Source organism: Shinella sp. M27 (assembly GCF_049199905.1).
Classification (GTDB): domain Bacteria; phylum Pseudomonadota; class Alphaproteobacteria; order Rhizobiales; family Rhizobiaceae; genus Shinella.
This window is the reverse complement of the sequence record NZ_JBLZPK010000040.1, coordinates 36,083-47,697: the sequence shown is the minus strand read 5'-3', so window position 1 is coordinate 47,697 and position 11,615 is coordinate 36,083. Positions and strand designations below refer to the sequence as shown.

Genomic DNA, 11,615 nt, shown 5'->3' with positions numbered 1-11,615 from the left:
TTGATCTTGTCGAGCAGCGCCACGTCGTTGGCCTCGCCCGGATTGTAGGGCACGCCGAAACGCTTGGCGTTCGGCAGTAGCTTGTGGGCGAATTCCATTACGGCGGCGACGTCCTGCAGGTCGGTCGCACCCGTCATGCCGTCGTCACCGGCTTCCCAGGAGGGCACCAGCTTGGCGGCAACCGGATCGGTGACGGCCGAGAAGACAACCGGAATGCCGGAGCCGGCGAGCGCCTTCTTGGCGATCTGCGATACCGGCGTGGTGATCGTGTAGATCAGCTTCGGCTGTTCGGCCTGAAGCTTGGCGATCATCTGCGGCACCAGCGAGGCGTCGAAATTGGTGTGGCTCTCGGTATAGACGACGTCGGTGCCTTCGACGAAGCCGTTTTCGGCCATCGCCTTCTTGAAGCCGGCGATCGATGCGGCAAGCTGCGGGTGTTCGCCGAAATTGGCAATCCCGATGCGGATCGGCTCGGCGAGCGCATTTGCGGCGCTGAGCGCCAGTGCGCCGGCCAGAACCAGTCCCGAAACGAATGACTTAGTAAGCCTGCTCATGAAATCCTCCCAGAGATGACAAGCGGCCGCCGTTCCTCAGCGGCTTGGCGCGGATCATGGCGGCGGCGGAGCGGCTTGTCAAATAATATATATATTTTGATTGCATGGCCAAAAGTATATATATTTGATGCAGAGAATTGCCGGGTGCCAGGGGATCTCGATGCAAGAGCACGAGCAAGCGACCAAGACCGAATCCGCCTATCGCCTGCTGCGCCGCGATATTCTCGCGACGCGGCTGAAGCCCGGTGCGCCGATGAAGCTGAGTGCGCTCCGCGATCGCTACGAACTCGGCTGGACGCCGCTGCGCGAGGCGCTGTCGCGGCTGGAGGCCGAGGGACTGGTGACGGCGATCAGCAATCGCGGTTTTGCCGTCGCGCCGGTTTCCCTCGATGCGCTGGAGGATTTGACGCGTGCCCGCATGGTCGTGGAGATCCCGCTCCTGCTGGAATCGATTGCCAACGGCGACAGCGCCTGGGAATCGGAGGTCGTCACGGCGCATTACCGGCTCTCGCGTTGCAGGCTCGTCGTCGAGACGGCGACGGAGGCCGAAATCGACGAGTGGGACGAACGGCATGCCGCTTTCCATACCGCGCTGATCAGCGCTGCCCGGTCGAATTGGCTGTTGCGTTTCCAGGCCACGGTGTCCGATCAGCTGCGCCGCCATCACCGCTTCCTCAGCCTCGCCCCGGCGCTCCGCGCGGCCGAGGGGAGGACGGAGGGCTATGAGGCGGCGGTCGCCGCCCTTCATGACGCCATGTCGATCGAGCACCATACCGAGCTGATGGAGGCCGCGCTCGACCGGAATGCCGCGCGCGCTCAGGCCCTGATGGCCGCGCATATCGGCCTGACGGTGAATGTTTTCGCCCAGTCCGAGGACGGCGACCGCGCCGAGCCGCATCCGTCCAAATGACGGCGCTGTCCAAGCGCTGCAAACATCTCTAAAAGGCAAGGCGACGGGACAGGAAACGGACCTTTGTTATGACGGGTGACGACGAATTCGCCATCGCGCCGGACTGGCTGGATGGCGAAACCAAGGCCCTCGAGGCGCCGCACGATCACCGGGCCGAGCTGCGTCTCTGGCTGCGTCTGCTCACCTGCTCGACGCTGGTCGAGAGCGAGGTCCGCCGCCGCCTGCGCGAAGAATTCGATTCCACCCTGCCGCGCTTCGACCTGATGGCCCAGCTGGAACGGGCGCCCGACGGCATGGTGCTCGGCGAAGTCTCCAAGCGCATGATGGTCTCGCCCGGCAATATCACCGTCCTCGTCGAGCGCCTGACGGAGAGCGGCCATCTCAGCCGCACGACGCTTCCGACCGACCGCCGCGTGCAGATCATCGCGCTCACCCCCTTCGGCCGCGCCGAATTCGAAAAGATGGCGGCCCGCCATGCCGACTGGATTTCCGACCTCTTCGCCGGCCTCGCACCGGCGGATGGCAGCGTGCTGATGGATGAGCTGGCCAAGCTCAAGCGCTCGATCATCGCCTCGCTTGCCAAGGGCGGCGGTTAGCGAAAAGGCCCATCCGCCCAAAACAATTTTAAGCTTGAAATTTCTCTGAAACGAGTCCACCTTGGTTGCACAGTCCGGAATGCCCGCAAGGCAGCCGCGACACACGCAGCCGGAGCTCGGGAGGAGAACGACATGCGGATCGTCTGTATCGGTGGTGGGCCTGCCGGTCTCTATTTCGCGCTGTTGATGAAGCGCCAGCATCCCGAACATCACGTCACCGTCGTTGAGCGCAACCGGGCTTTCGATACGTTCGGCTGGGGCGTCGTCTTTTCCGATGCCACGATGCAGTCGATGCGCCAGTGGGATCCGGAAACGGCCGAGGCGATTGAAGTCTCCTTCAACCATTGGGACGATATCGAACTGGTCTTCAAGGGTCGCAAGATCCGCACCACCGGCCACGGCTTCGTCGGCATCGGCCGCAAGAAGATGCTCAACATCCTGCAGGAGCGCTGCCTTGAGCTCGGCGTCGAACTGCTGTTCGAGCGCGACGTGCAGGGCGACGAGGAATTCCCGGAGGCCGACCTCATCATCGCGGCCGATGGCGTCAATTCCCGCATCCGCAACAAATATGCCGACGTCTTCCAGCCCGACATGGTCATGCGCCCGAACCGTTATATCTGGCTCGGCACCAACAAGCCGTTCGACGCCTTCACCTTCGATTTCCAGCGCACCGAACACGGCTGGTTCCAGGCGCATGTCTACCGCTTCGACGACACAACCTCGACCTTCATCGTCGAGACGACGGACGAGGTCTTCAAGGCGCACGGGCTGGACAAGATGGACCAGGACCAGTCCATCGCCTTCTGCGAGAAGCTCTTTGCAGAAAGCCTCGACGGCCACGGCCTGATGACCAATGCGCGCCACCTGCGCGGCTCCGCCTGGCTGAATTTCGGCCGGCTGATCTGCGAGAAGTGGAGCCATTTCAACGGCAACAGCCATGTCGTGCTGATGGGTGACAGCGCCCACACCGCCCATTTCGCCATCGGCTCGGGCACCAAGCTCGCCATCGACGACGCAATCGAACTGACCCGCCAGTTCGACCTGATCGGCCATGACAAGGCGAGCATCCCCGCCGTGCTCGCGGCTTACGAGGAGGTGCGCCGCGTCGATGTCGCCCGCATCCAGAATGCCGCGCGCAACGCCATGGAATGGTTCGAGGTGGTCGGCACGCGCTACGCCGATACGCTGGAGCCGGAACAGTTCATGTATTCGATGCTGACGCGCTCGCAGCGCATCAGCCACGAAAATCTTCGTCTACGCGACAAGGAATGGCTCGAAGGTTTCGAGCGCTGGTTCGCCGAGCGGGCCGGTGCGGAGAAGGCGGCAAACGGTGCCGTGCCGCCACCGATGTTCACGCCCTTCACGCTGCGCGGCCTGACGCTCAGGAACCGCATCGTGGTCTCGCCGATGGCGATGTATTCTGCGACGGATGGAATGCCCGGCGATTTCCATCTCGTGCATCTCGGCGCGCGCGCCATGGGCGGTGCCGCCCTCGTTTTCCCCGAAATGACCTGCGTGTCGCCTGATGCACGCATCACGCCAGGCTGCCTTGGCCTGTGGAACGACGAGCAGCAGCAGGCCTTCAAGCGCATCGTCGATTTCGTGCATCACGAAACGCCTGCTAAAATCGGCATCCAACTCGGCCATGCCGGGCGCAAAGGCGCGACGAAGCTTGCTTGGGAGGGCATCGACCAGCCGCTTGCGGAGGGCGCGTGGCCGCTGATCTCGGCCTCGGCCTTGCCCTATCTCAAGCATTCTGAGACGCCGCGTGAAATGACCCGCGAGGACATGGACCGCGTCGTCGCCGACTTCGTGGCGGCGACCGAACGGGCGCGCGACATCGGCTTCGATATTCTCGAACTGCACGCTGCGCACGGCTATCTCTTGTCGAGCTTCCTCTCGCCGCTCACCAACCAGCGCACCGACGACTACGGCGGCGATCATGCGGCCCGCGCGCGCTTCCCGCTCGAAGTGTTCCACGCCATCCGCAAGGTCTGGCCTGAGGACAAGCCGATCTCCGTGCGCCTCTCGACGAACGATTGGCACGAGGGCGGCAACACGCCCGAGGACGCGGCGATCTTCGCCCGCATGTTCAAGGAGGCCGGCGCCGACATGATCGACTGCTCGTCCGGCCAGGTGGTGAAGGAGGAGAAGCCGGTCTATGGCCGCCTGTTCCAGACGCCGTTCTCCGACAAGATCCGCAACGAGATCCAGGTGCCGACCATCGCCGTCGGCGCGATTTCCGAGGCCGACCACGCCAATTCGATTATTGCCGCCGGCCGCGCCGATCTCTGCGCCGTCGCGCGCCCGCATCTGGCCGACCCGTCCTTCGTCATGCACGAGGCAGCGAAGATCGGCTATGACGCCCAGCCCTGGCCGAAACAATATTATTCCGCTCGCGCGCAATATGTGAACAACCTTGCCCGCGCGGCGACGGCTGGCAAGTCATGAGCAAACGGCACGCTTTCATCACGGGCGCCGGCAGCGGCATCGGCAAGGCCATCGCGCTGGCGCTTGCCGCCGAGGGTCACATCGTCAGCCTCGCCGGCCGGCGGGCAGGACCTTTGGAAGCGGTGCGCGACGAGATCCGTGCTGCCGGCGGAGAGGCTTTCGTGCAGGACAGTTTTGATGTGTCGGATGCTACGGCCGTCGAACGCGGCATCGCCGCCGCGATCGCATCGGCCGGCGAGATTGCCGTGTTGGTGAACTGCGCGGGTGAAGCCCCCTCCGCGCCGTTCGAAAAGACCGATTTCGCCCTCTGGCAGCGCGTGCTCTCCATCAACCTCACCGGCGTCTATCTGGTGACGCAGGCCGCACTCGCTTCCGTCCGCCGCGCCGGCAACGGCCGCATCGTCAATGTCGCAAGCACCGCCGGCCTCACCGGCTATGCCTATGTCTCGGCCTACTGCGCCTCCAAACACGGCGTCATCGGCCTGACGCGGGCGCTCGCGCTGGAGCTGGCGCGCAGCGACGTCACCGTCAACGCCGTCTGCCCCGGCTTCACCGATACGCCGCTGATCGACGGCGCGCTCGACACGATCAGCGAGAAGACCGGCCGCTCGCGCGAGGAGGCGCGCGCCAGTCTCGCGCGCTCCAACCCGCAGGGCCGGCTGGTGAGCCCGAGCGAGGTGGCGCACACCGTTTCCTGGCTCGTCTCGGAAGGGGCGAGCGCGATCACCGGCCAGGCCATAGCGGTCGCCGGCGGCGAAATTCTCTGAAGGACGACGACATGACGAACCCCATGCAGGCCAAGCAGCGCCCCTTCAAGAACCATAAGGCGAAGCATTTCCTGTTCGAGACGGATGCCGACGGCCGCGTCGCGACGATCACGCTGAACCGCCCGGATAAGAAGAACCCGCTGACCTTCGAAAGCTACGAGGAACTGGGCGACCTCTTCCGGGCGCTGACGCGGGCCAGCGATGTGCGCGTCGTGGTGCTGACGGGCGCGGCCGGCAATTTCTCCTCCGGCGGCGATGTCTTCGATATCATCAAGCCGCTGACCGAGATGGCGATGCCCGATCTTCTCGCCTTCACCCGGATGACGGGCGAGCTGGTGCGCCAGATGCGCGCCTGCCCGCAACCGATCATCGCCGCCGTCGACGGCATCTGCGCCGGTGCCGGCGCGATCCTCGCCATGGCCTCGGACTATCGTGTGGCAACGCCGGAGGCCAAGACCGCCTTCCTCTTCACCCGCGTCGGCCTCGCCGGTGCCGACATGGGCGCCTGCGGCATTCTTCCCCGCATCATCGGCCAGGGCCGTGCTGCCGAACTGCTGTTCACCGGCCGCGTGATGAGCGCTGCCGAGGGGCACAACTGGGGTTTCTATAACGCCCTGCACCAGCGCGACACGGTGCTCGCCGAGGCGCAAAAGTTTGCCCGCAATCTCGCCGATGGTCCGTGGTTCGCCCATGCCATGACGAAGAAGATGCTCGATCAGGAATGGGCGATGGGCATCGACCAGATGATCGAGGCGGAAGCGCAGGCGCAGGCGATCTGCATGGCGACGGGCGATTTCCGCCGCGCCTTCGAAGCCTTCGCCGCCAAGGCGAAGCCCGCCTTCGAGGGGAACTGACGATGGCGCCGACCCGCGATCACCTCGACTGGCCGTTCTTCGACGAGAGCCACCGCGCCCTTGCGGCCGAACTCGATCGTTTCGTCGCCCGCGGCGGCCTCGACAACGTGGACCATGGCAATGTCGATGCGGCTTGCCGGCAGCTGGTCGCGGCGCTGGGTGCCGCCGGCATTCTCAGCCATTGCGTGCCGAAAGCCTTCGGCGGGGCCAGCGAGGAGATCGACAGCCGGGCGCTCTGCCTGGTGCGCGAAACGCTCGCCTATGCCGACGGCCTCGCCGATTTCGCCTTCGCCATGCAGGGGCTGGGAACGGGCGCGATCAGCCTGTCCGGCTCGCCGGCGCTGAAGGAACTGATCCTGCCGAAAGTGGCGCGCGGCGAATGGCTGTCCGCCTTCGCGCTGTCCGAGCCCGATGCCGGCTCCGACGTCGCCGCGCTGGCCTGCGCCGCGCGGCGCGAGGGCGACCACTTCATCCTCGACGGCGAAAAGACCTGGATTTCCAACGGCGGCATCGCCGATGTCTATACGCTCTTCGCCCGCACCGGGGAAGCGCCCGGCACGCGCGGCATCTCCGCCTTCGTCGTCTTCGCCGGCACACCTGGCTTCAGCATCGTCGAACGCATCAAGACCATCGCGCCACACCCGCTCGCCCGCATCCGCTTCGAGAATTGCCGCATCCCCGCGACGCAGCTGCTCGGCAGCCCCGGCGAGGGTTTCAAGATCGCCATGCGCACGCTCGATATCTTCCGCCCGTCCGTGGCGGCGGCTGCGACCGGCTTTGCCCGCCGCGCGCTCGACGAGGCTGTGGCGCACGCCAAGACCCGAAAGATGTTCGGCGCAACGCTTTCCGATCTGCCGACGGCGCAGAGCACGCTCGGTGAGATGGCAACCGCCATCGATGCCGCCGCACTCCTGACCAGCCGCACCGCCTGGAAACGTGACGTGCAGAAGCAGCCGACGACGCGCGAGGCCGCGATGGCCAAGATGACCGCGACGGAAAACGCCCAATGGGTCATCGACCAGGCGCTGCAGCTGTTCGGGGGCAGGGGAGTGCGCACCGGCGAGATCACCGAGCGGCTCTATCGCGAGATCCGGGCGCTGCGCATCTACGAGGGCGCGACGGAAGTCCAGAAACTCATCATCGGCCGCGAGCTGATGAAAGAAGCGGCACGATAGGAGACGCCATGCACACGATCCTGCAACCTGAAGGCTGGGCGAAGCCCATCGGCTATGCCAACGGCGTGGCGGCGAGCGGCCGCACCCTCTTCGTCGGCGGCCAGATCGGCTGGAACGAGAATTCCGAATTCGTGACCGACGATTTCGTCGAGCAGGTGCGCCAGACGCTGAAGAACGTCGTCGCCGTGCTCGCCGCCGGCGGTGCGGAGCCGCACCACATCACCACCATGACCTGGTATTTCACCGACAAGCAGGAATATCTCGGCAATCTTCGCGGCATCGGCCAAGCCTATCGCGAGACCATCGGCCGGCATTATCCCGCCATGGCCGCCATGCAGGTGGTGGCGCTGGTGGAAGACCGCGCCAAGATCGAAATCCAGGCCACGGCCGTCATTCCCGAATAGGCGAAAAATGCGGTTTTCCGAGAGCGTTTCGGCCTCCAGCCATGACGGCGTGCTCGTCGTCACCATCGACAATCCGCCGGTCAATGCGCTCTCGGCCCATGTCCGGGCGGGGCTGGTCGCAGCCTTGGACCATGCCGCCGGCGCGGCTGACATCGTCGGGATCGTGGTCACGGGCACGGGCCGCACCTTCATCGGCGGGGCCGATATCAAGGAATTCGGCAAGCCGCCGGTCGAACCGATACTTCCTGATGTCATCGAGCGTATCGAGCGCTTCGAAAAGCCCGTCGTCTCAGCCGTGAACGGCGCGGCGCTCGGCGGCGGCTGCGAGGTAGCGCTGGCCTGCCATGGCCGCATCGCCGGTGAAGGCGCGAGCTTCGGCCTGCCGGAGGTGAAACTCGGCCTCGTGCCCGGCGCCGGTGGAACGCAACGCCTGCCGCGCCTGATCGGCCCGGTCGCGGCCATCGACCTCATCGGCACGGGCCGGGCGGTTAAGAGCGCGGAGGCCGTCGCATCGGGCCTTGCCGATGCCGTTGCCGCCGATGCTGTTGCCGCTGCCATCGCCGCCGTGCGGGAAAAGGCCGGACAGCCGTTGCGCCGCACCGGCGCGCTTGCCGTGCCGGCTGCGGACGAGGCCGTCGTCAGTGCGGCCGAGGCGAAGGTCATCGGCAAGAGCCGCGGCCAGACCGCACCCGCCGAGGCCATCCGCCTCGTCAAGGCAGCCGGCAAGCTCGGCCTCGAACAGGGGCTGGCAGAGGAGCGGGCCACCTTCCTGCGCCTGCGCGATTCCCGGGAATCGACCGCCTTGCGACATGTCTTCTTCGCCGAGCGCGCCGCCGGCAAGGTCGATGCGCTCGATGGCATCCAGCCGCGCCGGATCGAAACCATCGGCGTGGTCGGCACGGGGCTGATGGGCTCCGGCATTGCCGTTTCGGCGCTCACCGCCGGTTACCGCGTCGTCGCTCTGGAGCAGAGCGTGGAGGCGGCCGAGAGCGGCCGCGCCCGCATCGCCGGCCTGCTCGACAAGGCCGTCCAGTCAAAGCGCCTCACGCCCGAGATGCGCGATGCCTGTCTTGCCCGGCTGGAGACGACCGCCGAGGCGAAAAATCTCGCGACGGCCGATCTGGTCATCGAGGCGGTCTTTGACGACCTCGCGGTCAAGACGGAGTTGTTCCACAGGCTCGACGGTATTGTCGCACCGCAGGCCATCCTTGCGACCAATACAAGTTATCTCGATCCCGACACCATCGCCGCCGCCACCGCCGATCCGTCCCGCGTGGTCGGCCTGCACTTCTTCTCGCCGGCCAATATCATGCGCCTCGTGGAAGTGGTCGATTGCACGCAAACCGCGCCCGACGTGCTGGCGAGCGCGCTCGCTTTCGTCAAACGTCTCGGCAAGCTCGCCATCGTCTGCGGCGTCACCGAAGGCTTCGTCGGCAACCGCATCTTCTCCGCCTATCGTCGCGAGGCGGAATTCATGGTGGAGGATGGCGCGTTGCCGCAGGAGATCGATGCGGCGATGGAGGCCTATGGTTTCCCCATGGGCTTCTTCGCCGTCAGCGACATGGCCGGTCTCGACATCGCCTGGGCGCGCCGCAAGCGTCAGGCCGCGACGCGCAATCCCGCCGAACGTTACGTCGAGATCGCCGACAGGCTGTGCGAGGCGGGCCGGCTCGGCCGCAAGACCGGGCTTGGCTGGTATGTCTATCCGAACGGTGAGAAAACCGTCGACCCCGCTGTCACCGCTTTGATCGAAGCGGCGCGGGCGGCGAAGGGTACCGTGCCGCGCGCTTTCACGGCAGGCGAGATCATGGAACGGCTTCTGAACGCGATGGCCGGCGAGGGCAGGGCGCTGCTTGCGGAAGGCATTGCCGCGCGCGCCAGCGATATCGATCTGGTGATGATCAACGGTTACGGCTTTCCCGCGCACAAGGGCGGGCCGATGTTTGCCGCCGGCCTCATCTCCTAGGAGGATGGCGGCCGACGGCGGAACGCGGCACACAGGAGCGGACAACAGCGTTCTGCAAAGGGTGCCGCCCATGACTGCCTATCCGATCGACCTGATCCGCGCTTCCTTCCCCGCTCTGGAGGATTCGCGCACCGCCTATCTCGACAATCCCGCCGGAACGCTCGTTCCCAAAACGGTGATCGACGCCGTGGCCGGGGCGATGGCGACGGCCTCGTCCAATCTCGGCGGGCGCTTTGCCGCTTCGCAGCGCGCGGATGCCACCTGGCGCGCCGCGCATGATGCGGCGGCGGAGTTCGTCAACGCCGCCTCCTGGCAGGAGATGATCATCGGCCCGAACATGACGACGCTCGCCTTCCAGATGGGGCGTGTCATCGGCAGCACGCTTTCGCCCGGCGACGAGGTCATCGTCACGCGCATGGATCATGAAGGCAACGTCTCGCCGTGGCTTGCCATGGCCGAGGCCTACGGGCTGACGGTGAAGTGGCTGCCCTTCAACAAGGAGACCTGGCGCATCGAGCCGGAGGACCTTGCGGCCCTTCTGACGCCGCGCACGAAATTCCTTGCGCTCAACTACGCCTCGAACATGACCGGCAGCATCAACGACGTCGCCGCGCTGACGGCCTTGGCCAAGGCGGCCGGCGCGCTCGTCTGGATCGATGCGGTGCAGCTTGCGCCCCACCATTTGCCGGATGTGCAGGCGATCGGCTGCGATTTCCTCGTCTGCTCGTCCTACAAGTTCTTCGGCCCGCATCTCGGCGTGCTCTGGGGGCGCGGCGACCTGCTGCGCGCGCTGCCGCCGCATCGTGTGCGCTGCCAGAGCGACGACATTCCGGATCGCTTCTGCACCGGCACGCCGCAGACCGAGCTTCTCGCCGGCCTCACCGCGACGATCGATTATCTGGCATCGACAGGCGAAGCGACCGGCAGCACGGGCACGCGGCGCGAAAAGATGGCCGGCGCCTATCAGGCGTTCGATGCCTATGAGGCGGGCCTGACGCGCCGGTTGATCGGCGGGTTGACGGCGCTGCCGGGTGTCCGGCTGGTCGGCATCGCCAATCCCAATCTTTTCGCCCATCGCGTGCCGACGATCTCCTTCACGCATGACCGCGTCTCGACGCATCGTTTCGCCGAAGCGCTGGCGGCAGAGGACATCAATGTCTGGTCCGGCCATAACTACGCGCTGGAGCCGGCCCGCCATCTCGGCCTTTCCGAAGAGGAGGGCGTGGTGCGCATCGGTATCGCGCACTACAATTCCGCCGAGGAGATCGAGCGCACGCTTGCGGCGGTCGGCAAGCTTGTGGCGTGAGGACGGTTGGCGTAAAGGGGTATAAGTAGCCGTTTTCCTTCGGGAATTTTGCAGATGGAACCATGACCGAAACCGCCAGCTGGATAGAGCCCTTCGCCCATGCGCTCGACCGCTACGACCAGCCGGACAGCGTGTCGGCGTTGTTGGCGGCCATCGGCTCGGTCGCACGGTTCCATCTGGCGCTCTCGGTGGTGCATCGCAAGAACGGCGGGCCGAGCTACGTGTTCGACACGTTCTCCGGCCCCAAGGCCAAGCGGGCGGTGCAACTCTTCATCGCCGGCACCTACCTGCTCAATCCGTTCTACAACGCCTATCTCGCCGGCCTGCCGGCGGGCATCTACCTGATCCGGGACTTGGCGCCCGACGAGTATCTCGGCTCCGACCTCTATCGCGGCCTCGATATCCGCCGCCATGAGGACGAGGAGCTTGGCTATCGCACGCATGGCTGGCCCGAGGGCATGGAGGAGCTGCTGATCGCCATGGACCTGCCGGGCGGCGAAATGGCGGAAATCAGCCTGTCGCGCATCCGCAGCGAAGGCGGTTTCGACGCGGCGTCCATCGCCCGCCTGCGCGAGGCGCATCCGCTGATCGCGGCGATCTTCCGGAGGCTCTGGGCGCATCTGTCGCGCAAC

10 protein-coding genes and 1 pseudogene are annotated in these 11,615 nt (G+C 65.8%); 10 read left to right on the top strand and 1 reads right to left on the bottom strand.

Translation table 11 applies throughout. The features are described from left to right. Positions 1-554 (bottom strand): ABC transporter substrate-binding protein (locus tag ACOZK4_RS16675; protein WP_421592853.1); only part of this gene is annotated, 554 nt, incomplete at its 3' end. Between the two features lie 160 nt (positions 555-714). Here ACOZK4_RS16675 and ACOZK4_RS16670 point away from each other — a divergent pair. The 10 genes and pseudogenes from ACOZK4_RS16670 to ACOZK4_RS16625 form a co-directional block, all read left to right on the top strand. Beyond that, positions 715-1,464, top strand: a complete 750-nt coding sequence (locus tag ACOZK4_RS16670) for a GntR family transcriptional regulator (RefSeq protein WP_421592852.1) — start codon at positions 715-717, stop codon at positions 1,462-1,464. Between the two features lie 68 nt (positions 1,465-1,532). Then, positions 1,533-2,060, top strand: coding sequence for a MarR family winged helix-turn-helix transcriptional regulator (locus tag ACOZK4_RS16665; protein ID WP_421592851.1), 528 nt, complete (start codon positions 1,533-1,535; stop codon positions 2,058-2,060). Positions 2,061-2,192: 132 nt separating this feature from the next. Further along, a complete protein-coding gene (locus tag ACOZK4_RS16660; RefSeq protein ID WP_421592850.1) occupies positions 2,193-4,511 on the top strand; it encodes a bifunctional salicylyl-CoA 5-hydroxylase/oxidoreductase in 2,319 nt (772 codons plus the stop codon). After that, a complete protein-coding gene (locus tag ACOZK4_RS16655; RefSeq protein WP_421592849.1) occupies positions 4,508-5,278 on the top strand; it encodes an SDR family NAD(P)-dependent oxidoreductase in 771 nt (256 codons plus the stop codon). Before ACOZK4_RS16660 ends, ACOZK4_RS16655 begins: the two co-directional genes overlap by 4 nt. 11 nt (positions 5,279-5,289) lie before the next feature. After that, positions 5,290-6,132, top strand: coding sequence for an enoyl-CoA hydratase family protein (locus ACOZK4_RS16650; RefSeq protein WP_421592848.1), 843 nt, complete (start codon positions 5,290-5,292; stop codon positions 6,130-6,132). 2 nt (positions 6,133-6,134) lie between these two features. Continuing rightward, positions 6,135-7,307, top strand: a complete 1,173-nt coding sequence (locus tag ACOZK4_RS16645) for an acyl-CoA dehydrogenase family protein (protein ID WP_421592847.1) — start codon at positions 6,135-6,137, stop codon at positions 7,305-7,307. An 8-nt stretch (positions 7,308-7,315) separates the two neighbouring features. After that, positions 7,316-7,711 carry a RidA family protein gene (locus ACOZK4_RS16640; RefSeq protein WP_421592846.1) on the top strand — a complete coding sequence of 132 codons (396 nt, stop codon included), beginning with the start codon at positions 7,316-7,318 and terminating at the stop codon, positions 7,709-7,711. Between the two features lie 7 nt (positions 7,712-7,718). Further along, positions 7,719-9,677 (top strand): 3-hydroxyacyl-CoA dehydrogenase NAD-binding domain-containing protein, encoded by a 1,959-nt coding sequence (locus ACOZK4_RS16635; RefSeq protein WP_421592845.1) that lies wholly within the window; start codon positions 7,719-7,721, stop codon positions 9,675-9,677. A 70-nt stretch (positions 9,678-9,747) separates the two neighbouring features. Then, positions 9,748-10,983 carry a cysteine desulfurase-like protein gene (locus ACOZK4_RS16630; protein ID WP_421592844.1) on the top strand — a complete coding sequence of 412 codons (1,236 nt, stop codon included), beginning with the start codon at positions 9,748-9,750 and terminating at the stop codon, positions 10,981-10,983. A gap of 62 nt (positions 10,984-11,045) precedes the next feature. Beyond that, positions 11,046-11,615 (top strand): annotated as a pseudogene (locus tag ACOZK4_RS16625) (hypothetical protein); the annotation flags it as partial.

What these genes read in the sequence shown, in the direction of transcription:
- ACOZK4_RS16655 (WP_421592849.1), top strand. Translation starts at nt 4,508, where the DNA reads ATGAGCAAACGGCACGCTTTCATCACGGGCGCCGGCAGCGGCATCGGC.
- ACOZK4_RS16650 (WP_421592848.1), top strand. Translation starts at nt 5,290, where the DNA reads ATGACGAACCCCATGCAGGCCAAGCAGCGCCCCTTCAAGAACCATAAG.
- ACOZK4_RS16670 (WP_421592852.1), top strand. Translation starts at nt 715, where the DNA reads ATGCAAGAGCACGAGCAAGCGACCAAGACCGAATCCGCCTATCGCCTG.
- ACOZK4_RS16645 (WP_421592847.1), top strand. Translation starts at nt 6,135, where the DNA reads ATGGCGCCGACCCGCGATCACCTCGACTGGCCGTTCTTCGACGAGAGC.
- ACOZK4_RS16630 (WP_421592844.1), top strand. Translation starts at nt 9,748, where the DNA reads ATGACTGCCTATCCGATCGACCTGATCCGCGCTTCCTTCCCCGCTCTG.
- ACOZK4_RS16635 (WP_421592845.1), top strand. Translation starts at nt 7,719, where the DNA reads ATGCGGTTTTCCGAGAGCGTTTCGGCCTCCAGCCATGACGGCGTGCTC.
- ACOZK4_RS16660 (WP_421592850.1), top strand. Translation starts at nt 2,193, where the DNA reads ATGCGGATCGTCTGTATCGGTGGTGGGCCTGCCGGTCTCTATTTCGCG.
- ACOZK4_RS16640 (WP_421592846.1), top strand. Translation starts at nt 7,316, where the DNA reads ATGCACACGATCCTGCAACCTGAAGGCTGGGCGAAGCCCATCGGCTAT.
- ACOZK4_RS16665 (WP_421592851.1), top strand. Translation starts at nt 1,533, where the DNA reads ATGACGGGTGACGACGAATTCGCCATCGCGCCGGACTGGCTGGATGGC.